Source organism: Ruminococcus sp. (genome assembly GCF_017650195.1).
Taxonomy (GTDB): Bacteria; Bacillota; Clostridia; order Oscillospirales; family Ruminococcaceae; genus Ruminococcus.
This window is the reverse complement of the sequence record NZ_JAGCFH010000327.1, coordinates 1-23,605: the sequence shown is the minus strand read 5'-3', so window position 1 is coordinate 23,605 and position 23,605 is coordinate 1. Positions and strand designations below refer to the sequence as shown.

The 23,605-nt window shown below is 45.6% G+C and carries 20 protein-coding genes; 2 read left to right on the top strand and 18 right to left on the bottom strand.

What is annotated here, in order from left to right; genetic code table 11:
* Window positions 1-63: 63 nt before the first annotated feature.
* The 4 genes from J6U00_RS14880 to J6U00_RS14865 all read right to left on the bottom strand — a co-directional run bounded on the left by J6U00_RS14880 (window position 64) and on the right by J6U00_RS14865 (window position 5,704).
* Complete coding sequence (locus J6U00_RS14880; protein ID WP_296583188.1) at window positions 64-2,124, bottom strand: N-6 DNA methylase; 2,061 nt, start codon at window positions 2,122-2,124, stop codon at window positions 64-66.
* A gap of 49 nt (window positions 2,125-2,173) precedes the next feature.
* Entirely contained in the window at window positions 2,174-2,680 is a 507-nt protein-coding gene (locus J6U00_RS14875) for a GNAT family N-acetyltransferase (protein WP_296583186.1), read from the bottom strand.
* Between the two features lie 3 nt (window positions 2,681-2,683).
* Window positions 2,684-4,207 carry a xylulokinase gene (gene xylB / locus J6U00_RS14870; RefSeq protein WP_296583184.1) on the bottom strand — a complete coding sequence of 508 codons (1,524 nt, stop codon included), beginning with the start codon at window positions 4,205-4,207 and terminating at the stop codon, window positions 2,684-2,686.
* Window positions 4,208-4,366: 159 nt separating this feature from the next.
* On the bottom strand, window positions 4,367-5,704 hold the full coding sequence (locus J6U00_RS14865; protein ID WP_296583182.1) for a hypothetical protein: 1,338 nt from the start codon (window positions 5,702-5,704) through the stop codon (window positions 4,367-4,369).
* 185 nt (window positions 5,705-5,889) lie between these two features.
* Here J6U00_RS14865 and J6U00_RS14860 point away from each other — a divergent pair, with 185 nt between their 5' ends.
* Window positions 5,890-6,393 carry a VanZ family protein gene (locus J6U00_RS14860; RefSeq protein ID WP_296583180.1) on the top strand — a complete coding sequence of 168 codons (504 nt, stop codon included), beginning with the start codon at window positions 5,890-5,892 and terminating at the stop codon, window positions 6,391-6,393.
* A gap of 51 nt (window positions 6,394-6,444) precedes the next feature.
* On the opposite strand, the gene J6U00_RS14855 is transcribed toward J6U00_RS14860, so the two are convergent.
* The 11 genes from J6U00_RS14855 to J6U00_RS14805 all read right to left on the bottom strand — a co-directional run bounded on the left by J6U00_RS14855 (window position 6,445) and on the right by J6U00_RS14805 (window position 17,286).
* Window positions 6,445-7,665 carry a winged helix-turn-helix transcriptional regulator gene (locus J6U00_RS14855; RefSeq protein ID WP_296583177.1) on the bottom strand — a complete coding sequence of 407 codons (1,221 nt, stop codon included), beginning with the start codon at window positions 7,663-7,665 and terminating at the stop codon, window positions 6,445-6,447.
* A gap of 235 nt (window positions 7,666-7,900) precedes the next feature.
* On the bottom strand, window positions 7,901-8,830 hold the full coding sequence (locus tag J6U00_RS14850; protein ID WP_296583175.1) for an AEC family transporter: 930 nt from the start codon (window positions 8,828-8,830) through the stop codon (window positions 7,901-7,903).
* Window positions 8,831-8,995: 165 nt separating this feature from the next.
* The gene (locus J6U00_RS14845) at window positions 8,996-9,952 is read right to left on the bottom strand and encodes a hypothetical protein (protein ID WP_296583174.1); all 957 of its coding nucleotides are present in this window, start codon (window positions 9,950-9,952) and stop codon (window positions 8,996-8,998) included.
* Window positions 9,953-10,118: 166 nt separating this feature from the next.
* Entirely contained in the window at window positions 10,119-10,604 is a 486-nt protein-coding gene (locus tag J6U00_RS14840; RefSeq protein ID WP_296583172.1) for a hypothetical protein, read from the bottom strand.
* A 164-nt stretch (window positions 10,605-10,768) separates the two neighbouring features.
* Window positions 10,769-11,185, bottom strand: coding sequence for a Fur family transcriptional regulator (locus tag J6U00_RS14835; protein ID WP_296583170.1), 417 nt, complete (start codon window positions 11,183-11,185; stop codon window positions 10,769-10,771).
* Between the two features lie 11 nt (window positions 11,186-11,196).
* Window positions 11,197-11,751 (bottom strand): hypothetical protein, encoded by a 555-nt coding sequence (locus J6U00_RS14830; RefSeq protein WP_296583167.1) that lies wholly within the window; start codon window positions 11,749-11,751, stop codon window positions 11,197-11,199.
* A 111-nt stretch (window positions 11,752-11,862) separates the two neighbouring features.
* The gene (locus J6U00_RS14825; protein WP_296583166.1) at window positions 11,863-12,504 is read right to left on the bottom strand and encodes a hypothetical protein; all 642 of its coding nucleotides are present in this window, start codon (window positions 12,502-12,504) and stop codon (window positions 11,863-11,865) included.
* Window positions 12,505-12,514: 10 nt separating this feature from the next.
* A complete protein-coding gene (locus tag J6U00_RS14820) occupies window positions 12,515-14,794 on the bottom strand; it encodes a Tex family protein (protein ID WP_296583165.1) in 2,280 nt (759 codons plus the stop codon).
* 48 nt (window positions 14,795-14,842) lie between these two features.
* Complete coding sequence (locus J6U00_RS14815; protein WP_296583163.1) at window positions 14,843-15,844, bottom strand: alpha/beta fold hydrolase; 1,002 nt, start codon at window positions 15,842-15,844, stop codon at window positions 14,843-14,845.
* Between the two features lie 104 nt (window positions 15,845-15,948).
* Window positions 15,949-16,716 (bottom strand): MmcQ/YjbR family DNA-binding protein, encoded by a 768-nt coding sequence (locus tag J6U00_RS14810; RefSeq protein ID WP_296583162.1) that lies wholly within the window; start codon window positions 16,714-16,716, stop codon window positions 15,949-15,951.
* A 3-nt stretch (window positions 16,717-16,719) separates the two neighbouring features.
* Entirely contained in the window at window positions 16,720-17,286 is a 567-nt protein-coding gene (locus J6U00_RS14805) for a 3'-5' exonuclease (protein WP_296583160.1), read from the bottom strand.
* Between the two features lie 283 nt (window positions 17,287-17,569).
* Between J6U00_RS14805 and J6U00_RS14800 the strand changes: the two genes are divergently transcribed.
* Window positions 17,570-19,105 carry a hypothetical protein gene (locus J6U00_RS14800; protein WP_296583159.1) on the top strand — a complete coding sequence of 512 codons (1,536 nt, stop codon included), beginning with the start codon at window positions 17,570-17,572 and terminating at the stop codon, window positions 19,103-19,105.
* A 44-nt stretch (window positions 19,106-19,149) separates the two neighbouring features.
* Here the strand turns inward: J6U00_RS14800 and J6U00_RS14795 are convergent, their stop codons facing one another.
* The 3 genes from J6U00_RS14795 to J6U00_RS14785 form a co-directional block, all read right to left on the bottom strand.
* Window positions 19,150-21,708 (bottom strand): alpha/beta hydrolase-fold protein, encoded by a 2,559-nt coding sequence (locus tag J6U00_RS14795; RefSeq protein ID WP_296583156.1) that lies wholly within the window; start codon window positions 21,706-21,708, stop codon window positions 19,150-19,152.
* Window positions 21,709-21,987: 279 nt separating this feature from the next.
* Window positions 21,988-22,677, bottom strand: a complete 690-nt coding sequence (locus J6U00_RS14790; RefSeq protein WP_296583154.1) for a CpsB/CapC family capsule biosynthesis tyrosine phosphatase — start codon at window positions 22,675-22,677, stop codon at window positions 21,988-21,990.
* On the bottom strand, window positions 22,677-23,605 hold a 929-nt coding region (locus J6U00_RS14785; protein ID WP_296583151.1), incomplete at its 5' end, for a CpsD/CapB family tyrosine-protein kinase. The genes J6U00_RS14785 and J6U00_RS14790, both read right to left, overlap by 1 nt.

Here is a 23,605-nt window from a genome sequence, read left to right as displayed (position 1 = left end):
TCAGCCTCTCATCAACCGCCTTCAAAAAAATCTCTTTTCAGGTCTTTCACTAGAAACCGCAACTCATACAAGAGGGTGTCGCCTGAACTCAAAAGATGTCTCAAAGCTGTCCCAGTCCTCGCGGCACAGCCGGATATTCTCCCGTACAAGCTCCTTAGCAGCCTGACAGTCATTTGGAAGCTCAGGCATAGGAAGCCTTGCAAGGTCGCCGGGATTCATGTTCAATGTCGGATTAAGCACACGGGCAAGAAACGAGGCTGTCTTGCTGTTTAGGAGCCCGAGGAGCAGAAGAAGTTCATCTTCACTACCTGGAAAAGCGCTTGTACCGGCAACATTGAACATGAAGGTGCTGTCGAAATATCTGACCGAGAGCTCGCCACTGGTTATCTGAGACCAACTTACCGAAGGTCTGAAATTATAATCAAGGCTCTGAGGACGGGAACGTAACTTGCCGCTGACGTCTCGGAAGCTCTTTATCTCAGCCCCGTCGTTCTCCCAGTTTACGACAAATTCTCTGTTCCCGTACCACTTGCGGTACTCTCCACCCTTATTCAGCAGAAACCATTTCTTTTTATGACTGACCGTAAAATCTATTTTATCTTTACTGATTTCGTACCACCTTCGCAAAAATCGGTCATTATCTCCGGTTATAAGGCCCTCCCTGACTGGAACAGTTTCCCCAAGGGTCATGCCATCAAATGCCTTTAATGACCCTTTGCCTAACCAGTAAGCCACAGGGGCAGTCGGTATGCGAAGAAAATCCGAAGTATTGACTTCAAAGCGATAAGTACAGTTCTTATCACTTATCCCTTCAAGACATTTCTGCCTCTGGAGTTCCATATTGCCTTTGAAATCCGAAAGCCGTAAATAGGTTCCCCTGCCGCAGTCAGGCACTTTTTTCATAGTAAACGCACAAAGTGGGACAGTTGCGTCATCGAAAGCTGAATACTCAAAGTGGAGCATTGTCTGTATGCTGCATTCTTTATAGATAAGCCGTCTCAGCTTCTCGTAGGACTGTAAGAAGAGCCATGTGGATGGCGTAAGAAAACCAAGATGACCATTTTTTGCGCAGATTTTTATAGCCTTAGCTATGAATACCGAGAACAGATCGGCACCGTAAGCACTGTAGCGTTCACTTATAAATCTCGATAATTCGACGTTCATGGCAGCTTTTCCAAGATAAGGTGGATTAGTTACGATAATGTCGTATTTTTCATTCAATATCTGACTGATAAATGCGGTCTTATCATCAGTTATCCTTATATCTTCGCTGTTTATGAGTGATCCGACAATTTCACTAACTCCCGCAAGATCGTACACCTGCGGCTTGATCGATGCACCGTATTCCGCGGCTTTAAGCCTCAGAGCCGTCTCCGCCACCGCGCACGCCCTTTCGTCCAACTCAAGTCCAAAGAGATTATGCTGCATTATCTTTTCAGCAGCCGTCGACTCAGGTACGCCACAGATACGGTAAAGCTCCATAAATACATCAAATGCAGAGAGGAGGATATGTCCGCAGCCCAAACACGGGTCGATAAGCTTTATATCCTCGGGACAGATACTTCCTTTACAAATTTTGTCATCGTCGAAATAAGCTTCACCAGTGGCAATGTAGAAACCGTGGCTGCGCAGATAGCGCCCCAGCGTATTTTGCACCATATAGTCTGCTATCCAGTCGGGAGTGAATATCTGCGTTGCTGCCGCTACCCTGTCCACGCTCAGACGCTTGCTGCTTTTCAGACCGACTGCTATCTCGTTCCTGTAAGGCTCGTTGTAGTACTGGTGCAGCCATCCGAGCACTCTTACATCGTCGAAATACTCACACTGAATCCCTTGAAGCTCTGCTGAAGTCCCGTCCTCAGCTAAAAGCTGAGACGGGAGCGGCAGTTCACTGTACAGATTGAATATACCGCCAAAAACCTCTCCGAACTGACTGCATTTCTCCCTAAAATATGCGCAACGCAGCTCCAATGGCAAAGCATTCAGCTCTTCAAGCGCAGACCGATCCGCAACTGCGAGAGCGCATAGCCGCATAAAACCGTAGTACGCTACTTTCTCCTCATCTTCTGTAAGCAGAAGGCTCCTCTGCCGGGCTGCAAATCTTTTCAACTGTGAATAATCCATAATTACCTCACAATTTCCAAAGGCGGACTTTCCGTCCGCCTTTGTATATCTATTCAATATGTATCCTTACGAAAGCAGCCTCAAATACCTCGCTGCCATCGTTACGAGAATAACGTCCGGTGTACTCCTGACGAAATCCGCATTTTTCAAGAACTCTCCCTGAAGCTCCGTTCTCCATCGCATAAAAAGCCGTAAAATCATGAGCTCCGATTTCGACTGTCGCCCAGTCAAGAAGTCCACTGACCGCCTCCGTTGCATATCCTCTGCCCCAGAATCTGCGGTTTATATTGTAGCCGATCTCATATGCCTTGTCCTTTTCGCTCCATTCAAGACTGATATCTCCGATAACCTTTCCAGTCTCCTTGAGCTCTAAGGCAAACTTGTCCTTCTCCTTGATCCATTCCCCTATCCTCTGCCTTAAAGCCGCAATGTCTGTATCACAGGGATATGGCATGAACCTGTTTACCTCAGGGTCGGAGCGCCATTCAAAAGCGTCCTCCGCGTCACTCAGCCTAAACGGACGTATCAGAAGCCTTTCGGTCTCTATTGCAGGCATTTATCAAAGAGAAGCCAGCTTAGCGTACTGTGCCTTGAGTGCGGGATATATCTCCCTGTAGAGCTGATAGTATTTCTCGTACTCGGGAACGTTCTCAGCTTTAGGAGCCTGTACCTTGTCGGTTTTGATGATAGCACTGCAAGCCTCAGGAACGCTACTGTAGATGCCTGCGCCCACGCTTGCAAGGATAGCTACACCCAGTGCAGGACCTTCCTTGGAAGCAACAGTCTTTACGTTGCAGTTGTAGAGGTCAGCAAGCATACTTCTCCAAAGGGGTGAAGATCCGCCGCCACCGCAAGCCATCATATCGCTGACATTTACGTTCATCTCGCGGAATACCTCAACACAGTCACGGAGAGAATAGGTAACACCCTCCAGAACGGCACGGAGCATATCTTTTCTTGTATGGATAGCTGAAAGTCCGAAGAATACTCCTCTTGCATCAGGATCAAGATGAGGAGTTCTCTCGCCCATAAGGTACGGCAGATAGAGAAGTCTGTTTGCGCCTACAGGAACTGTCTCAGCCTGCTTGTCCATAAGGTAGTACTCGTCAACGCCCATGAGCTTTGCAGTTTCCTTCTCGGTCATGCAGAAGTTGTCTCTGAACCACTTAAGTGAAAGGCCTGCGCCTTGAGTAACGCCCATAACGTGCCATGTATTTGGTACGGCAGCACAGCAAGTGTGAACTCTGCCCTTCTTGTCGATAGATATATTTGAGGTATGAGCAAATACAACACCGGAAGTACCAATAGTTGTGAAAGCCTTTCCGTCCTCAACAACGCCTGTACCTACAGCAGCAGCAGCATTGTCTCCTGCGCCGCCTACTACAATAGTACCCTCGCAGAGACCAAGTGTCTCAGCCATTTTCTTTGTGAGAGTACCTGTTACCTCACAACTCTCATGCACCTTGCCCAGCCAGCTCTTGTCAATGCCGAATGCACTGAGAAGCTCGTCAGACCACTTACGGTTCGGTACATCGAGAAGCTGCATACCAGAAGCGTCCGATACTTCTGTAGCATACTCCCCTGTAAGGATAAATCTGAGGTAATCCTTAGGGAGAAGGATATGAGCTACCTTTGAGTATACCTCAGGCTCGTTGTTCTTTACCCAGAGTATCTTTGCAGCTGTCCAGCCTGTAAGAGCAGGGTTGGCAGTTATCTCAACGAGCTTGTCTCTGCCGACGATACGGTTCATTTCCTCTACCTCGGCAGCAGTTCTCTGGTCACACCATATAATTGAACGGCGAAGCACATTGTTATCCTTGTCGAGCATAACAAGTCCGTGCATCTGTCCGGAAATACCAATACCCTTAACGTCCTCCTTCTTGACGCCGCTCTTAGCCATAACAGCCTTTACCGTCTCTATCATTGCATTTGCCCAGTCAGTAGGCTCCTGCTCTGCATAACCGTTCTTAGGCTGATACATAGGATACTCGATAGTCTTTGAAGCGATAACGCTTCCCTTCTCGTCAAAAAGGACCGTTTTTGTACCGCTGGTACCGCAGTCCACACCAATTACATAAGCCATAAATAATGCACTCCTTTTGAATATTTACAGGGTGCCTCCCCTGCATTATTGTTCTCTAAATGATAATATCCCTGATAAAACTGGTGTTTATATTCAAAAAGCGCCGCGGCAACTCCTGTAATACGGAGTATCTGTGTCCACAGCGCCCCTGATATCATATTAAGATTTGAGAAGATCAAGCGAGAAATGTCTCGTCTCCACATCGTAGTAGTCCTCGAGTTCTGCCACATAGTAGCGGAACACTACCTTGCTTTCGGTGATCTCGTTCTCTTTATTCTCTTCCTTGTTTTCGCCAGTATCGGACTGCTCTCCGCTACTGTCCTCTTCTTTCTTTCCGCCGGTATGCTTGTGAATAACTATAGACATTATGTCTCCGCTGTCTGAAACGCCGAGGTCAGCAAGCTGGGCATCGGTAAGGCTGTTGAGATACACGGTATGGTTTTTCTTGACGTTGAAGTAGGTTATTCCCGTAGGAGGATCAACGTTTTTGCTGTTGAAATATTTCAGAGCCTTGGGTTTCATCTCGCTGAAATACATGGTTTCTCCGGGCTGGCTGTCATTTCTTTTCATGAGCTCCTCGGAAGGATCCTTTACGTAGTATCTTCCCTCAGCATCCTTGCCGATACCGAAGAAGTCGAGCTGCTCCTTATTGAGCTCGTCGATGTACACAGGTCTTACATCCGAAGCCGTCTTGCCAAGAGCAAACTTACGGCTTGCAGAAAGGTCTGTGAGGGTGAGCTTGTTATCGTAGGTATAGCCGAGCTTTTCAAGCTCAGCGTCGGTCACTGTGACCTCTATCTTATCGGATATGGAGTTGTAGTAATTCGTTATATCCTGACGCTTCTGGTTATCCCATTTAACGTCTATGCTATCCACTGACGGCCTTGATATATAGACTATATGCTCCATATTTTTGAGCCTGAATGTAGCGAATGTATTCTTTATATCCGCCGTATTGGGTTCAACGTATATAGCCGTGCTTCCATCGGAGCTGTCCTCGGTGTTAACGATCCTGTACCTGTAATCACCTGAAGGCGAAACGCCCTTTGCAATCTCTTCCTCCTTCACAGAAGCAACAAAGAATGAGGTAAACATGAAGTAGCCAAGTGCTGCGAATATATACATAAGTAATATTATCGTGGCAAGAGCTGTCTTTATTCCCTCTCCTGCGCCTGAGAGCAAGAGCATAACTATGCCTACCACGACTATCGGTATTATCATTCCCCACTCGCCGAAATACAGCAACACCACTGGAAGCATTGCCGGAAGTATAATAAAGCTGCATATCCTCGTCAGTATCTGCTTACGAGTATAAAGCATTATGACCACGGCTGCAAGGGATATTCCCGAAAGAGTAAGGCACAGCGAAAGCCGGTCGTGTATCTCGATAGTGTAAAATATTGAAAGATAGCAGAGCCTGATTACATAGTATGTATAGACAACACTTAATAAGGACACTACCCTCTTGGTCCAGACATTTGCAAATAAACTTTTCATTATTGCCTCCGAAATCAATTTATCTATATAAAGCTATGCGGCTTAAAGTCACACACAATATATTATATCATTTTTATTCTCATGTTACAAGATATTTTTTGAAATTTTTCCGAAAAAACTTTTTCTTTACAAAACTCAGCAATAATTGTATAATATAAGGAGCAATATCTGAAAGGAACCGATTTATGGTAGCAAATAAAAAAAGGCCCGGCAAAATACAGTCAGTCTTTCTTATACTGACGATAGCCCTCATGGTAACGATATTCCTGCTCTCAGCTCAGGACGCGGACACCTCCTCAAATACCAGCGGAACTCTCACAAGGATATTTGTAAAGCTGTTTTTCCGCGATTATGACAGTTCTTCTCTGGAAAAGCAGGCGGAGCTCTGGAATAGGGCGTCGTTCATAGTCCGGAAGCTTGCACATTTCTCAATATATACTGCTCTTGGCTTCTGCGCCTCATTCACTGCAGGAAAAAGGAAACTCTTATCACCAAAGAGCCTCGCGGTCGTATTATTCGGCTTTCTTTATGCCCTATCTGATGAGGTGCACCAGCAATTCGTAAAGGGACGCTCCTGCGAATTTAGAGATATGATGATAGACACCGGCGGTATAATAACTGGTATGCTCATATCCTTTGTTTCCGCGTGTCTTATAGCACTTGTGCTGAAACGGCACAACGATAAATAAACCAAAAAAGCCCTGAGGAAGCACAAAGCTTCATCAGGGCTTTTGATCTCTTTACTGCATACCGCCTCTTACATAGAAGTTATCCTGAATTATAAGAGCGCAGCCGCCGAGGAAATTGTTCTTTCCGTCCAGCTTGCTGAGAACAACTCTGTCAGCTATCTCCTCGCTGACAAGACGTATCATCTCACGCTTGCAGTAGTCAAACTGCTTTTCATTGAGTTTGAAGTTATGAAGAACTATCTTCTTAGCAAAGTGGCTTATAGCAAGATTATTTATCAGTACAGTATACTTCGCGATCAGATCGTCAACAACGTTCTTTACTGCTTCCTCGCCTCTCAGAAGAGCCATGAACACGTTATCAGTATTGATAGCGGTCTTATCGCCCTCTGTAAGCTCATAGAGCACGGGCGTCTTGTCTTTGGAGTAGATCTCGTAGAACGCATTGAGCATAGCATTTCTGGAAAGCTCAGCCTTTACGGAGCCATTAGGATAGCCCTCGTAAGCCTTGCCGTTGGGACAAACGATATATCTCTCTATAGTAGATGTATATGACACATAGTCGGCTGAAAGTTCATTCTTGTTTATGATAGCAAGATTCACCTGATTACCATTGTGGATAAACGCCTGATTGGTCTGGTATCCGTTCAGTGTTCTGAAATCGTTGCTTGCCAAAGCCATAAGACCGATAGCGTTACCGCAGTGTATCTCAAAATCGAGACCTCCTGACAGTTTGTCGATAAAGTTGGTGAAGTCAAGCACGCCGTCCTTGTAGAATATCTTTAGTTTGCCCCACATCGAGGGTACAACGCCTACACCGAGACCAAGTATCTTCTCCTTGGTGAGAGCGCTGTTTTCTACCATCTCATTACTTGTCTTGATTATATAATTGATGATATCCTTGCTTGTTGTCCTGTCATCAATTACCATGCTCGCCTTGTCGAGCACCTCTGAATTAAGGTTTGTCAGACCGATGCTTACTTCCTTTTCGTCAACAGTAGCGCCAAGTGCGAAACGGCTGTTCACATTTATGTCAATGAGGATCTTTCTTCTGCCCTTCTGAAGCTTCTCTGTATTAACGGGAGCTTCACCAATCTCGACGAGAACGCCCTCCTCGATCATTTCATTTGTGATGATTGTTACAGCAGCTCGTGTGATCTCCAGTGCACTTGCCACATCGACTCTGGAAATAGGTCCGGATTCTCTTATTACCCTGAGAATCTGCATTCTGTTTCTTCTTTTTAGATCAAGCTTACTAATACCTCTTTTTTCCATACAACAACAACTCCATTTCTTCTTGATTAGGTGTTTTACGTGAAGTCCGTACTGTACAATCTACATATCCCCATAGATCAATTAAGTTGTCCTCTTTGCTATAACTGACCGTATAATTTTATTCATTTATTGTCAACTCATTCTTCTTTAACTTATTTATATTATAACACATTATTATTAAAATTCAAACATTTTAGTGCGATTTTCTATAAAATCAGCGTTTTTTACAAACATTTTATAGTATTTTTGTTAAATGTTCCGTAGTTTTCACTATTAGCGGCAGGGTAACCACTGACAGTATAGTTCCGGCAGCAAAAATTTCCGATGCGTATATTGAGTTTTTTCCATAGCGCAGACTGAGGAGCGTACACATCGTAGCTGGCGGTGCTGCGGCAGCTACGAGTACTGTCATTCTTACCGTATTGTCAACCTCAGAAAGGAGAGAAAGAGGAACTGAGATAATAAGAGGCACTATCATCAGTTTAAGCAGACATATATAGTATACCCTGTGATTTTTCAGCATTTTCATCATATTGGTGCCGGATATCGTAACTCCCGAGACTATCATAGCCATTGGAGTATTGACCTCCTTAATAAGTCCGAGAGCCTCTGCGGCAGCGCCCGGAAGGCGTATACGCAAGAAAAATGTTATCATACCGAGGAATATTGCTATTATCGTAGGAGAATAGAAAACCTTCACTACTTGTCTGAAGTCCTTCTCACCGGATATGAGGATAACTCCGTGAGTCCATACGATAAGGTTGAATACGGTTATGTAGGCAGTAAGGTAAAACACTCCCTCGCTGCCGTAAATGGCATTGACAAGAGGGATTCCCATGAAACCGCAGTTTGAGTACACAGACGAGAACCGCTCTATCTCAAACTCCCTTCCCTCCTTCCTGCGGACGAAAAGGTAAGATAGAGCTATTGCAAGAGCCATTGTACCCAGCGCCAGCACAAAGGTCAGCAGTAGGTTCCTCACCAGCTCGCTACGGTAATCGGTCTGATAGGACATAAAAATTACCACAGGATTGACGACCTGAAGCATGAACTTCGACAGATCCCTGTTTGAAGCCTTGCTTATAAGTCCTGTTTTTGCGCACAATATGCCAACTCCTATCAGTATGAGCATGATCGCGGTCTTATATAATATAGTTGAAGCCATTTTAACCTCCGGCTGTACGTTTAAAATTATTTGCGGCAGTTCCGCTCAGAACAGCAATCAGATTATTTTACCACATTTGGCCATAATAGTCAATAAAAAATCCGAAGCAGCCATAAAGAAGTGAGTAAAATACTTCCTTATGGCTGCTTGCTCCTGAACATTTTATTACTCTGAGGCGGAAAGCCTTGCAACAGACTTGGGTATAATCTTCCAGCCGTCACCCTTGACGTCTACGACGCATATAGTAGACTTCTCATACTTTTCATCGCCGTCCTCGTCCTTGCACTTTGTCTTTACGACTATTTCATAGCCCTTGGAAACTGTGATATCATCGTCATCAGCACCATATCTTGAGCACTGCTGCTCCAAATAGGTCTCAGCCTTTCCAAGCTCTGAATTCTTCATCTTGTCCTTGCTTATGATCTTATAGAATCTGGGAAGGGTCTCCTTGCCGTCCAGCATATCTATCATCTTTTCGATCATTTTATTGCGCTCATCGATCATATCCTCAAGGTCTCCGTCCTTTTTGAGCTCCTTGAGAGCTGCCTTGGGAAGGGTGAGAGAAAACATGGTCTTTCCGCCTTTTTTATCGTAGGAGGCCTTAACATACTTCTTGACCGTACTCTTTGCTCCACCGCCGGAACACAGAGCTATCAAAAGAATAAGCACGAGAGCCGCTATTATACCTGCAATAACATAAACAAAGCTCTTTTGGTTCTTCATATTTCCCGGAAGCTTTTCGGCAACGTCGCCAGCGATGCTGTCAGCCTTCTTTGCAGCCTCCTCAGCCTTTTCCTTTACCTTGTCAGCAGCCTCAGCCGCGTCGCTCCTTGCTTCGCTGACAGCTCCTTCGACTTTATCCTTAGCCTTATCAACAACCTCGGCTGCGTCATTTTTTATATCCTCTGCCTTTTCCTGAATATTTTCAGCAACATCGGTAGCTTTTTCCTTTATGCTCTCAGTAACGTTCTCTGCTTTTTCCTTTACGTTTTCGGCAGCTTCTTCAGCCTTTTCCTTAACACCTTCAGCTGCTTCCTTAACCTCTCCGGCTTTCTTTGCAGCATCACAGTCGCATGAGCCACCGTCGCTGATATACTTTCCACAGTATTTACAGTATGCCATATAAAATACCTCCAAATACAAAAATAATTATGCTAATAATAATTGTATCATATATGCGCTTTTTATGTCAAGCAATATTGCTTATTTATATTGATATACTGTTATTTTTTCAGCAATTTATACAAAAGAGCCTATTGCTCCTCACTGCACTTTGAAATGGGCTATTTTACTGCTGTCCCTCTGCCCGTTTCCCGGCGAGAATATATGACAGCGTCATTGAAGCTGACGGTACGGCGGCAGTCGGAAGCATCAGCAGGAGCTTCCCCAAAGTAAGCGCCTTTTCGGACGGCTCCGGCTCTATAAGGTTATAGTATTGCAGGAACGGCATATTCAGTAACTTGTACGCGCCGTAGAAAACAAATTCACCACTTTGAGCTGATATACAGAGCAGTATCCAGCTTGTCAGCGGTATCATAGTTACAGTCGCAGCTGAAACAGCAAGTACCTTGTTCCTCTCCCCGACGCTTTTATTTTTGTCACGCTCAGCCGACTTTATGCCGTAGTCAGTCATGACTGAAATAAGTATAAGGATGGTGCATACAAGGCATATGAGCCTGACAACACTCATTGACGAGACAGCAAAGGTCATATTTATGAAAAAGCAGAGCAACTCCGCTGCTGCAAACCTAAAAATCGACGATAACGTATCCATAGTTCTTCTCCGTGGCAAATCCTGCTGATGTCGGCATTTCTGTAAGTGAATAGCGTAAAATATAAAGGGCATAATATTCACGGAGGTGATATCATGCCCGACAGACCAGATGATGATATAAAAATATACATTCCGAAGGGTACTTCGGAAGAGGACACTCAGGATCAATCCTTGCTCCTGCAATCGGAGCAGCGTCCGTAGAAAACAGTCTGCGAATAGTCTATGGAGAATTCATGCTCCTCCTCGATATGGCGCGTGATATCCGCAAGATGCTCGCAGTCAAGATGTATAAGTCTGCCGCAGCCAAGACATTTCAAGTGGAAATGACTGCGGCACTGTTCTTCATTCTCGATATACTGATAGCAAGCGCAGGTCTTTCCGTCAAAGGCATACTTGCGCACTAGCCCCTGCTCGACCAGTCGGTCGAGTTGTCTGTAAATAGTGGCAACTCCCATGGAAGAACCCTCAGCCGAAAGAAATGCGCTTATTTCCTGCACGTTGGTATGCTTTTCCTTGTTTTTCATCAGATATTCCAGCAGCTTTTCCTTCTGCTTGGTGTTATAGCCTGAATCCCTCTTCATCTTTTCCTCCGTCAGCCAGTTATTACCTTCCAGCCTTCATCGTTGAGCTTTACGACAAGAACAGTATCTATTCCGCCTTCCTCACCATTTCTGAGATATGAGTAATTAACCTCGTACCCCTCACTAACATTGAACTGATCCTCTGTCACTTCCTGAACAAAAGGCTCGCACATTGACTTGAAATATTTTTTTACGGCAGCTTGCTGAGTATCGTTTATATTATGACTTTCAGTAACCTTGTCAAAGGTAAGCTTTTCGTCATTCTGTCCGATACGTGTTTCCTGTCCGTGATTGAAGGTCTCCACAAGGGTTTCAAACTGTCCGGCCGCCTTCATAGCCTCGATAGCAGCATCAGGGTACATATATTCGTAAAAGACCTCTCCTCCTCCGAGGGAGTAGCTTGCATTGAAACATTCCTTAAGAGCGTCCTCGTAGGATCCACTGTTCTGCATCTGGACCTGTGCAACGCTGTAGGTAGGCTTTTCTTTTTCCTTTTTTTTCTCGCATCCTGCTGACACACAGAGCACAGCCGCACATATCATAATAGTGATAGCTTCCCTTTTCATATTGTTTCCTCCAGTTTTGTTCAACTTATTTTCCTTTCGATTATATCACTAATTATCGCTGTTGTCAATGCCGAGAAAACCAAAGCCGCACTGACTGTGCGGCAAAAAAAGCTATTTTACTGATACTCCTCTCACCTCGTCTGCCCTGTGGCAGCCGCTGTCGCCCTTTTCTGCAAGTTCCACCTCAAAGGCTGCAATAGCCATCATGAGACCAGAGCCGAGGAATCTGCCTTTATAATCGCTGATGACCCGTTCAAAGCTGCCGCTCCTGCGCATTATGTCGGCTACAAGAAGCACATAATCTGGTTTTTCTGAGAACAGAACCCTATGGCTGTCAAATATCCTTACAGCAGCTCTTCGACATTCTACTGCTTTTTCGTCATTTCCCTCGTCATCAAAGGCCCATGCCGCATAAAGACAAGCTTTGAGTGCTACCTCATAAATCTTGTTCTTCTCGCACACAAGGGACATTTTCATAAAGCGTCCTGCAAGGCTGTCGTCATACTTATTATAATTGGCGCTTTGAAGGTATTCCTTAGTAAACAGAGACGGTATCTCTATAGAGGAGTTGCAGTAACCGCAATGCGGACACTTGCTCACCCAATATTTTATATAGGAACGGTGTGGCTCGCCAGGGCGCATATCAAGATCTGGAACGCTCGTGTCCGGTTCATACTTCACCACAACGGTCTGTGAGGACTTCTCGCCGCAGACCGCGCAGACAAGCTCCTGCTCCTCTGTTTTTATTTCCATTGTCCGCTCCTTACTTCTGCTTTATACGGAAGCTGCTGTTATGGAGCTTAGAAGCATCAAAGCCCTTAGGTTTGCGCTCCTCACGCTTTCTGTTATTGTCAGGTCTGCGTCCAGACTTCTGCTGTTTCTTCTCTTCCTCATCGTTAAGGCGCATTGTAAGGGATATACGATTCCTCTTAATATCTACGTCAAGTACCCTTACCTTTACGACCTCTCCCACCTTTACGGCTTCGAGAGGATGCTTGATATACTTGCTGCATATCTGTGAGATATGGACAAGGCCGTCCTCATGTACGCCGATATCCACGAAGCAACCGAAGTCGATGATATTGCGGACTGTTCCAACAAGCTCCATGCCAGGCTTGAGGTCCTTTATCTCCATTACGTCGCCGCTTCTGAGAAGAGGAGCCGGAAGCTCGTCACGAAGGTCGCGTCCTGGCTTTTTGAGTTCTCCTATGATATCTGTTAGAGTAGGAACACCAATTCCGAGAGACTTGCTTATATTTTCTATGCCAATGCTGTCGGCTTTTTCGTTTATGCCTGTCGCTCCGCCACTAGCTATGTCAGCTAGTGTAAAGCCGCACTCACTGAGAAGCGATGAAGCAGCCTCGTAGCTTTCAGGGTGAACAGCCGTATTGTCAAGAGGATTCTTACCGTCACGTACTCTCAGGAAGCCTGCGCACTGCTCGAATGCCTTCTTGCCCAGCTTAGGAACCTTTAGAAGCTCCTTACGGTCGGTGAATCTGCCATTCTCCTCGCGGTAGGCAACTATATTCTTTGCCACGGAGGCATTTATGCCTGCGATATAGGATAAAAGCGAATGTGAAGCAGTATTGAGATCAACTCCGACAGAGTTAACGCAGTCCTCGACTACTCCACCGAGAGCCTCGCTCATTCTTGCCTGTGGCATATCGTGCTGATACTGTCCAACTCCTATAGCCTTAGGGTCTATCTTTACGAGCTCTGCAAGGGGATCCTGCAGCCGGCGTGCAATGGATATAGCTCCTCTTATGGATACATCATACTCAGGGAACTCTTCCGCAGCAACCTTGGAGGCTGAGTATACTGAGGCTCCAGCCTCGCTTACTACCATGTAGCTAACGTCCTGAGGCACTTCCTTAGCTATCTCTGCCGCAAAGCTCTCTGTTTCGCGTGAAGCAGTACCGTTTCCGATAGAGATAACGTTTACGTTGTATTTCTGTATGAATTCCTTTACCTTCTTTTTGGCAGCCTCAACTGCTCCGGCAGAACCTACTGGATAGATTATAGCTGTATCAAGCACCTTGCCAGTGCCGTCTATGACTGCTGTTTTGCAACCGTGAGCATATCCTGGGTCAAGCCCGAGGATTATGCTACTCTTGAGCGGCGGCTGGAGAAGCATCTGGCGAAGATTTGCGGCGAATACCTTTATGGATTCCTCTGCTGCCTTTGCGCTCATCTCGGAGCGTATCTCACGCTCGATAGACGGGAATATAAGTCTCTTGTAGCTGTCTGCGGCAGCTGCTCTCACAAGTTCTCCGCAGGCATTGTTTGCCTTGATGTACTTGCCGAAGATAACATCTGTGGCAAGAGTTTCTTCAAGGGTAACGGATACCTTCAGGAAGTTCTCCTTCTCTCCTCTGTCAAGGGCAAGAACTCTGTGGTTTGCCACCTTTGGGATAGCCTCGGAGTACTCGTAGTAGTTAATATATACGCTCTCTGCCTCGGGGTCCGAAGCCTTTGATACCAACTCTCCCTTTTCACCTGCAAGGGCACGGAGTTTCTTTCTTATATCCGCGTCGTCAGAGATATCCTCTGCAATGATATCCATAGCCCCCTGCAAAGCAGTCTGCACATCGGGTACGTTCTTTTCATCATTTATGAACGCCTCAGCCTCCTTTTCGGGCTCTGTTGCGTTATCTTGCTCCATTAGGAGCACAGCCAGAGGTTCGAGACCATTCTCTCTAGCGATGCTCGCACGGGTACGGCGCTTTGGCTTGAAGGGACGGTAGATATCCTCGACCTCCACAAGAGTTACAGCAGCACTAATAGCCGCCTCTATCTCAGGGGTCATCTTCTCCTGCTCGGTGATAGCTGCAGTTACCTCCTCCTTGCGCTTTTCAAGGTTACGGAGATACATGAGCCTGTCATAGAGCTCGCGGAGTATCTGGTCATCGAGTGAGCCTGTCAGCTCCTTACGGTAACGGGCTATGAAGGGGATAGTCTTATCGTCGTCGATAAGGGCAACGGTATTGTCTACCTGCTCCTGTCTGAGTCCGAATTCCTTGGCAAGTGTTTTATTGATATCCATAATTATTCCTTTCATCGCGGACAGCTGCCGCACTCTATTATACTATATTTATTCCTGTACCGTTTCTTCCTGTTGAGCCTCCAGAGGAGTCTCAGCCTCAGCAACCGAATGCTTGTCGTTCCAGCGGTCGAGCCATGAAAACAGCGTCTTGGCTATATCCTTATACACGTTTATGCTGTTCTTTTCCATGAGTACATCATGGCGCATACCATCAAAAAGCCTGTGGGATATACTTTCGTATCCCAGCTTTTCCAGCTTTCCCACCGATCTCATGAACTTCTTCTCCGAGATCATCGCTGGATCCTCCTTGCCAGATATGAAACGTATCGGCAGAGTAGGATTTGTCACCTTCCAGCCTCTTGACGAGCAGGACTGCTTTAGGAGCCATATCAACTCTTCATAGCAGTTGAGAGTAGGTTTGAAGTTGCAAAGAGGATCTTCGTTGAAGGCAAGCACGGCATCAGCATCGCTGCATCTCCATGAATTGATAGGATCCTCAAAGAACTGTCCGAAACCGTCGTCAATGGCGTTGAATATCTTCTCGCTCCTAAACCTGCTTCCCGGACGCTTGGACGATACCGACCTAATAGTCCTTGCTGCTGGCGAGAAGGTGCTGTGGCAGACCGTTCCGAGAAGAACTATGCCATCAAGGTCTCCGTCGTGCTCCTTCAGGAAACACCTTGCGCCTGCTGCTCCCATACCGCTCGCTGCCATAAATACCGGCACTCCCGGATAGGCTTCTCTTATTCTCCTGTTGAACTGGGCGATATCGCTTATAACCCCCTCACCGCCGTTCCTGAACATGAATCCGAGGTCATCAGCCTCAACTATGCTTTTTCCGTGACCGCGGTTATCATGTATTACCGTGATGAAGCCCTGCTCGGCAAGATAGTCCATAAATGGATAGTAGCGTTCCTTATGCTCGTTCATTCCGTGGACGAGCTGCACGATGCCGTTTATATCGCCTGACGGCACTGCAAGAACAGCCGAGATCACAAGCTTGTCGAAATCCGAGATGAACTCAAATTCCTTCAGATCAGCATTCAGCATAAAGTTCCTCCTGTAAAAAGCAGAAAATCAAAAAGTAACAAATGTTATTATACCACAGAAGCTCCAGAAATGCAACCTTGTCGCCATCCGGGAGCACTGTATTTTCAGCGTCTGGCATATATCCTGTTCAGTTCGCAACTCAGAGTATTCGGCACCCCTCTTGCGCCGCGAACAGCTGTCACACCAAGCTCCTTCATTCTTGAAAGAGGCATATCGTCCTTAGAAAAACGGTGTACCAGCTTAAGCTTTGCTGCCTTTTTTATATGATAGTTGTCGTTGTCATATTTATAAGGGATATCCACTTCTTCAGCCCTGCACTTGTACATCACAGCGGATACAGGTGATGCCATATAGATATAAACCGTATCTCCCACTATGAAATTGGCAGTCTGCTTCCAGAGTATTGAGCCGTCACGGCAGAAATCCTGCTCAACGTCATACATTGCAGGAGCTGCAGGTATCAGCCATTCTTTTGCCTCAGTACGAAGCTTTTTTCTGCTACCACTCTGTGACGCAAGCTGATGACTCATCTCAATGAGAACCTTTATCTGCTCCATATCCACGCTACCATCAAGAAGTACAGATATCCAGCTTTCCTTATTCATGTGATACGCTGGAAATATCCCATTTGAGGCAAGCAGGGAGCCTGTCATCAGAGGGCTGCACTTTACGTTGACGATATCCACCTTGCCGAGCTCAGGCTGTCCAAGCCTTGAGCCGTCAACATCCATGACTATGGCATACCACTTATCATTATTGCTACATCTCAGCACAGCGCAGTCGGGAGTCCTGCTCCACAGATATTCCGGCTTTGTGCCGAAGCGCTCTGCTGCGAACTCAAACAACCTGTCCCTTATTTTTATGCCTGCCATAGCTCATTCTCCGTTCCGACTTCTCATCTCGTCCCGCAGGAATAGATAGCAGGCGTTGCATATCTCGCAATCCTTTTCAGCACGGTGCGCTCCCGTGATCGATATACCATAATGAGCGGCTACCGTTGTCTGTCTGCGGTCAGGAAGGAGCGGAAGCACCCTTCTTGCAAAACGCAGAACGTCAATAAAGTCGTTTTCGAGAATTATCCCGTGACAGCGCAGAAGATTGTCGTACAAAAAGTTTATATCAAAATTCACATTATAGCCCATAAGCATATCATTTCCGGCAAATTCATAAAAATCCTTTATGGCTTCGGAAATACAAGGGGCTCCACAAACCATACTGTTATCGATGCCCGTAAGCTCTGTAATAAAGGAGCTGATACTATGCTCCGGCTTTATCAGCGTAGAAAATACCGCGTCCTTTCTCCCTCTGCGGTACCGAACCGCGGCGATCTCTATTATTTCATTCTCCGCCGGATTGAGCCCGGTAGTTTCTATATCGACTACACAGTAATCCTCTGGAAAGGCTATTCTACTCTTCCCTTTTTTGCGTTTTATACTGTCCACGCAAATTCTCCTTCCAACAGAAAATGTTCGCAGTCCCGTTAACGCCTGCGCAAAAACCACACTTATTTATTATAATATACATGGAGGTAATTGTCAAATCAGCAGAGGGCACCAGACAATGTTTTATATTTATATCATTTAATAATTATCTTTTGTTAAATAAATATTATTTGTAGAATTTTGATGAAATCTATTGATTTTTATTCAAAAATGTTGTATTATATAAGTATAAAATAATATATCCACCCGTAACCATTTTTTAAGTATGAAAGGGGTACCCGCCATGAAGAAGTTAACCGCGGCTGCAGCTGCTATAGCAACTGCTTTAAATGCCGCAGCATTATCTGCAAATGCAATGTTTGAAAATGTTCCTGCCGGAAGAATATGGGACGAGGAAATAGAAATGTTCCCAATGATGGAGAACGGTGACCTTGTTACCGACATCGACGGAAACGGTTCCTTCGACCTTACCGACTGCGCACTGTTTTTCGGATACACTGTATCCTCAGAGACAGACGAAACTATTGCTGAAAATATCGCCTCCATCGGAGATTACGACAATAACGGCGAAGTTGACAGGAACGATGCAGAGCACCTCATCAGATTCTATCTTCTCAACAACGGTCTGAAGATAAAGGATCTTTCGTCAGAGTCTTATACTGACATCGACCGTCAGTACACTGTAGAAATCAATGTTCCCTGCCACTTCGATAGCATGCCTGAGCGTTCCCTCTCTGACGACTTCATCGACGAGCTGAGCATCCAGTCAAATTACCTCATGGCGTCCTATCCGACGTTCTGCGAGGCTGAGCTCAGCGGCGATTTAAACTGCGATGTAAACGGCGACGGCACTTACGATTACGCAGACCTGAACTATTTATGGCTTTACGGCTATAACCAGCACTTCTTTATGTTCAGCAGCCTGCCCGACGAGGAAAAGCCTGCCGTTCCAGAGGAGATAACCGAACGCTGCAAAGCAGCCTACGACTATGTTTCCTCCGAGCTCATGATTGACTGGTTCTATGAGTATGCAGAAATGTACTGCATCGAAAAGAACGGAGTTACCTCAAAGCAGTTCGATGAAGCCTACTATGACAGTTTACTTGAAGGTTCAGGAAAGTTTGCACTGGCCAAATGCCTCAGGTTCAATTGCAACGAGTGGCTCTCAAACAGCGAGTACACAGAATATAACGGAGCATTATTCAACAGAGAATTCACTGATTACTGGAAAATACTGGAGTCAGGCGAAGCTCAGCTTCCCGATACGGATGGTGATGGCGTTATAGGCATTACCGATCTTTTCAACACCATCATCTACAGTGAGGATCTTCAGTCAGCTTCCGGTGCTGATGCTTCGGTGCTCCCCAAGAATGTATGGAAATTCTTCTCAGAGAACTGCGATATCAACGGAAACGGATTAAGCGGTGATGTCCACGATCTGAAAATACTTGATCTTGCTTACTCGTTCAATATAAGTGACGAGGAAACAGACGAGCTTTACGGCAGCTTCCAGGAAAGCTACTCGGCTTACGTTGAAATGCTAGCAGATATCAACGGCATCTCATCAGTCAAGTATCATCCCGAAAAGCTCAGCCCGGCTTGTACATCTGATGTCGATGTTGAGCGCTCAGGCGACGCAAACAGCGACGGCAATGTGGATCTTTCAGACGCTGTAAAGATCATGCAGGCGCTTGCAAATCCAGACAGATATCAGCTGTCCTGCACAGAGAGATTCAACGGCGATGTAAACAATACAGGCGACGGTATAACCGTTGGCGACGCACAGATGATACAGACAAGACTTCTTGATCAGGGATAAAACAATTCAGCCGGCAGTTTTAAATGACTGCCGGCTGTTTTTTATTATTCAGTTGCCTGGAATACACCTCTTACGAAGCTGTAGAGATGTGAATGGATAGAATCGTCACCGTGGTGACCGTTGTTCACAACGTGCCAAACATGAGGTACATTGTTATTTTTGAAGTTGTTATGATATCCCTCGGGAGTATTAAGTCCGACAACATCATCCTGTGTGCCACCGGTTATCATTATGAGATACGGTGTATCAGCAGCGCTGCTCCACTTGAATGAACCCTGTGTGCCAGGTGCAGGACATATAGCTCCTACGTAACCGAACTTGCTGCCGTACTTCATACCGATCTGGAGAGACTCGCGTCCACCCATTGAGAAGCCGGTTACAGCGGTATTCTCTTTGCCTGTTGCTACGCTGTACTTGCTCTCGATATGAGGCATGAGGCTGTCAACTATATCGTCTACAAAGTTGTCGTAGCCCTCATTTGAGCCCTGATCAGCGAAACCTGTAGCGTCATTCATAGTCGCGCTGGTGAATACGAACGGTACGACTACTATCATATCCTTAGCCTCGCCGGAAGCAATAGCGTTGCCGATTATCTGCTGTGTATACATCGGCTGATTGTTATTGCCAGTTTTTATCATACGGTCCTCATTTTCGAAGAAGCCGTGAAGAACATAGAGTACAGGGTACTTCTTGCTCGAATCGTAGTTTGCAGGAAGCATTATGTTATATGGCTTGTTCTTGTTAGCCTTCTTGGAGAAGTAGGTCTCCTTCTTGATAGTACCATACTGAACTCCCTGTTTCATGCTATGAGAATCATACGGTTCATTGTTTACCAGCGAATTCTGCACTATCTTTGTAAGCTCCTCCATAGTGTATCTTAGCTGACCGCTTGAGGTATTAGTCTTGCTGGTCGTTGAAACTGTGGTCGTTGTTGTCTTTTCCGAATTGGTTCTAGTGGTAGTTACTGAAGAGGACTGGGTTACATTCCCCTCAGTCGCCTGGAATATACCTCTTACAAAACTGTAAAGATGTGAATGGATAGAATCGTCACCGTGATGACCGTTGTTTACAACGTGCCATACATGAGGTACATTGTTATTTTTGAAGTTGTTATGATATCCCTCGGGAGTATTAAGTCCGACAACATCATCCTGTGTGCCACCGGTTATCATGATAAGATAAGGTGTCTCATCGGCGCTGTTCCACTTGAATGAGCCCTGTGTGCCTGGGGCAGGACATATGGCTCCTACGTAACCGAACTTGCTGCCATACTTCATACCGATCTGAAGAGACTCTCGTCCACCCATTGAGAAGCCGGTTACAGCCGTATTCTCTCTGCCCGTAGCTACGCTGTACTTACTCTCGATATGAGGCATAAGGCTGTCAACTATATCGTCTACGAAGTTGTCGTAGCCTTCGTTCGAGCCCTGATCTGCAAAACCCGTAGCGTCGTTCATGGTCGCGCTTGTGAATACGAACGGTACGACTACTATCATATCCTTAGCCTCGCCGGAAGCGATAGCGTTGCCTATGATCTGCTTTGTATACATCGGCTGGTTGTTGTTGCCCGTTTTTATCATACGGTCCTCATTCTCGAAGAATCCGTGAAGAACATAGAGTACAGGATACTGTTTACTCTCGTCGTAGTTTGCGGGAAGAAGGATATTGTATGGCTTGTTCTTGTTAGCCTTCTTGGAGAAGTAGGTCTCCTTCTTAATAGTACCGTACTGAACTCCGTTCTTTTCCATGTGTGAATCATTAGGCTCGTTGTTTACAAGAGAATCCTGAACCATCTGAGTAAGCTCTTCCATGGTGTACTTTTGCTGACCAGGAACGATCTCTGGCTCGATAACAGGAAACTCACTGATAGAGCCGAGCACGAACTGAGTAATAAGCAAAACGTCATTTACCTCAAAAACGCCGTTGCTATCCGCATCAGCCGCCTTGATGGACTTTTTGTCCTCGATTCCGCTGATAAGACCTTTTCTCGCTAGCACGATATCAAAGCAGTCTATCTTTCCGTCATAATTGATATCGCCCTTGTGCATGGTAACAGGTGCGGACGGCTCCCCTATTTCTGTACCGCTTTTTGCACCTACGACCTCGTCAACGTAGAAATCACACACGCTGGAATCCGACTCGATATAGAGCTGGATATTTGATGCTCCGTCCGGGATCGTGAAGCTGTTGTTCTCTAGGTGAGCCCACTGCCCCTTTTCAGCGGTGACCTCTGCGATCTTCGGATACTTTGTACTGCTTCCGTCGCTGTATTGCAACGTCAGGTAGAAGGTCTCCGACGCCTCCTCAGTCATTACGTAAGCGCTGAAGGCGTAGTTCTGACCTGCGACGAAGTCAGAGCTCAGACCAACAGTAGCTCCGTTCCAGGCACTCGCTCTGCCGCTTGTTTTAAGCGAGCATTCTCCCGAGCGAGATATGCCTGTAACTACCTTTACAGAAGCGGAGCCTCTGCCACTCCATTGTTCAGCACTGTCCTCAAAAGTGCTGTGGAGCAGATAGTCATTGTCGGCAGCAACGGAAGGCATAGCTTCCAGCGCTGACATCGCGATTATTACTGCCGTAAGAATAGAAATCCTTTTTCTCATTCTCTGTTCCTCCTTTTAAAAAAATAAAAAAACAATCTCATGTTTCATTTTTACCATAAATTTTGTGATATGTCAACCCATAATGTGAAGATTATTGATATGCAAAGTTTTGCATACACTACCTGATAGTGAAAAAGTCCACCAAGAGCATCAATTTACCATTTCTATATAAATTATATATATGGCAATAAAAAAATCCTCTGCAGGAACAATCCCGCAGAGGATATTTTACTTTTTCATGTTTTTCTGCCATTATAAACGGCAGTTTTTTTCTTGATTTCAGCGCTGGTATAAACAGGAATAAGCCTCTATTATACCATCAGATATTTCAAGCTCTGATTCGCCGACCTTTCTTTTCAGTACATCCCAGTTTGGCATTCTGTCATCAATATTATGAGCATCGCTTCCGAAAACGAAGCTATCACACTCATCTATGATACGTTTAGCCAGCTTTTTCTCCTTAATATGTGAAAAAGCATCGTTATTCACTTGCATTATTGCATTCGAGTTGATAAGTGATTCTATCTCGTCCTCAGTGCAGTAATCAACGTAACGATGAACGTGAGCGAGCATGATATCTATACCATACTCAACGGAGATATTGTACATCTCCTCAGACATCCACTGCTCATATTTTCGGTAGGGGAGCTCCATAAGCATGATGCTTGTGCCCTCTATCGCCAGCTTCTCGATATCCTTTACGTCAGATATACCGTTCTCAACAGCCACCTCAGCTCCGAGCAGCATATTCTTTATAGGCGACCTTTCCTTGAGTATCTCAAAGGCAGCCTGTCTTCTTTCGAGAAAGCTATCTACCGACTCCTCCTTGTGATAGTAGAAGTGTGGAGTAAAGACAACTCTTTTAACTCCCTGATCCTTCATCATTTCGAGCATAGCAAGTGATGTTCCCAAGTTTTGGGACCCGTCATCAAGCCCGGGAAGTACATGACAATGATATTCAGTTAGCATTATTTTCCGCCTTTTTTCTTTTTGCTTTTATTTTTTTTATTTTTTCCTTTATTTGTATTTTTCTTTCTGTTTCCTTTATTTACCTGAGAATCGCCCTCCTCATCGTCGTCATCATCGGGCTGATTTTCATAGCCGTAGCCGTAGCCCTTGTCATACTTATAATACTTGTACTTGTACTTTGAATAGTACTTGCCCTTGTGCTTAACCTTTACGCCGTTCAGAATGAATCCAAGCATATTCATATTCGAGAACTCTATCTTCTTCATGGCTTCGTCAATGTCGTCTGTGGTGGTGTCTCCATAACGTACAACCATGATAGTACCCGACACATTCTTAGCCAGCTCCATGGAATCTGTTACCACGTTTACGGGAGGAGTGTCGATTATAACTATCGAATACCTCTCGCTGAGCTTTTCAAGTATAGAGGTCATATTATCGGAAGCAAGGAGCTCCGAGGGGTTCGGCGGTATCGGACCGGCAGGCATTATGTCAAGATTTTCCATAACATCCTTTGCGATACACTCATCAAGGTCAGCCATCTTACCTATAGCTGTTGAAAGACCCTTTCTGTTCCTTACGCCGAATATTTTATGCTGAACGCTCTTTCTGAGGTCTCCGTCTATAAGAAGTACCTTGCTTCCGCCTTGTGCGAGTGCGATAGCAATATTTGCGGAAGTCGTGGATTTTCCTTCCGCAGGACTTGTAGACGATATAGTGAAGACCTTCTTCTCAAAAGGAGAAAGCGCAAAGTTTACATTTGTTCTGATTGATTTGTAACTCTCGACAACTGAGAACGGCACATCCTTGTCCGTGAGCTTTACATGCTTGTCATTCTTGGATCTCTTCTTTTCCAGATCAAACTGCTGTATCTCACCGATGATAGCCTTCTTGTACTTTTCGTTGAGCCATTCAGTCTCCTTAACTGTAT

Excerpts from the sequence above, each read along its gene's own strand:
- J6U00_RS14880 (WP_296583188.1), bottom strand. The coding sequence starts at position 2,124 with ATGGATTATTCACAGTTGAAAAGATTTGCAGCCCGGCAGAGGAGCCTT.
- J6U00_RS14875 (WP_296583186.1), bottom strand. The coding sequence starts at position 2,680 with ATGCCTGCAATAGAGACCGAAAGGCTTCTGATACGTCCGTTTAGGCTG.
- xylB (WP_296583184.1), bottom strand. The coding sequence starts at position 4,207 with ATGGCTTATGTAATTGGTGTGGACTGCGGTACCAGCGGTACAAAAACG.
- J6U00_RS14865 (WP_296583182.1), bottom strand. The coding sequence starts at position 5,704 with ATGAAAAGTTTATTTGCAAATGTCTGGACCAAGAGGGTAGTGTCCTTA.
- J6U00_RS14860 (WP_296583180.1), top strand. The coding sequence starts at position 5,890 with ATGGTAGCAAATAAAAAAAGGCCCGGCAAAATACAGTCAGTCTTTCTT.
- J6U00_RS14855 (WP_296583177.1), bottom strand. The coding sequence starts at position 7,665 with ATGGAAAAAAGAGGTATTAGTAAGCTTGATCTAAAAAGAAGAAACAGA.
- J6U00_RS14850 (WP_296583175.1), bottom strand. The coding sequence starts at position 8,830 with ATGGCTTCAACTATATTATATAAGACCGCGATCATGCTCATACTGATA.
- J6U00_RS14845 (WP_296583174.1), bottom strand. The coding sequence starts at position 9,952 with ATGGCATACTGTAAATACTGTGGAAAGTATATCAGCGACGGTGGCTCA.
- J6U00_RS14840 (WP_296583172.1), bottom strand. The coding sequence starts at position 10,604 with ATGGATACGTTATCGTCGATTTTTAGGTTTGCAGCAGCGGAGTTGCTC.
- J6U00_RS14835 (WP_296583170.1), bottom strand. The coding sequence starts at position 11,185 with ATGAAGAGGGATTCAGGCTATAACACCAAGCAGAAGGAAAAGCTGCTG.
- J6U00_RS14830 (WP_296583167.1), bottom strand. The coding sequence starts at position 11,751 with ATGAAAAGGGAAGCTATCACTATTATGATATGTGCGGCTGTGCTCTGT.
- J6U00_RS14825 (WP_296583166.1), bottom strand. The coding sequence starts at position 12,504 with ATGGAAATAAAAACAGAGGAGCAGGAGCTTGTCTGCGCGGTCTGCGGC.
- J6U00_RS14820 (WP_296583165.1), bottom strand. The coding sequence starts at position 14,794 with ATGGATATCAATAAAACACTTGCCAAGGAATTCGGACTCAGACAGGAG.
- J6U00_RS14815 (WP_296583163.1), bottom strand. The coding sequence starts at position 15,844 with ATGCTGAATGCTGATCTGAAGGAATTTGAGTTCATCTCGGATTTCGAC.
- J6U00_RS14810 (WP_296583162.1), bottom strand. The coding sequence starts at position 16,716 with ATGGCAGGCATAAAAATAAGGGACAGGTTGTTTGAGTTCGCAGCAGAG.
- J6U00_RS14800 (WP_296583159.1), top strand. The coding sequence starts at position 17,570 with ATGAAGAAGTTAACCGCGGCTGCAGCTGCTATAGCAACTGCTTTAAAT.
- J6U00_RS14795 (WP_296583156.1), bottom strand. The coding sequence starts at position 21,708 with ATGAGAAAAAGGATTTCTATTCTTACGGCAGTAATAATCGCGATGTCA.
- J6U00_RS14790 (WP_296583154.1), bottom strand. The coding sequence starts at position 22,677 with ATGCTAACTGAATATCATTGTCATGTACTTCCCGGGCTTGATGACGGG.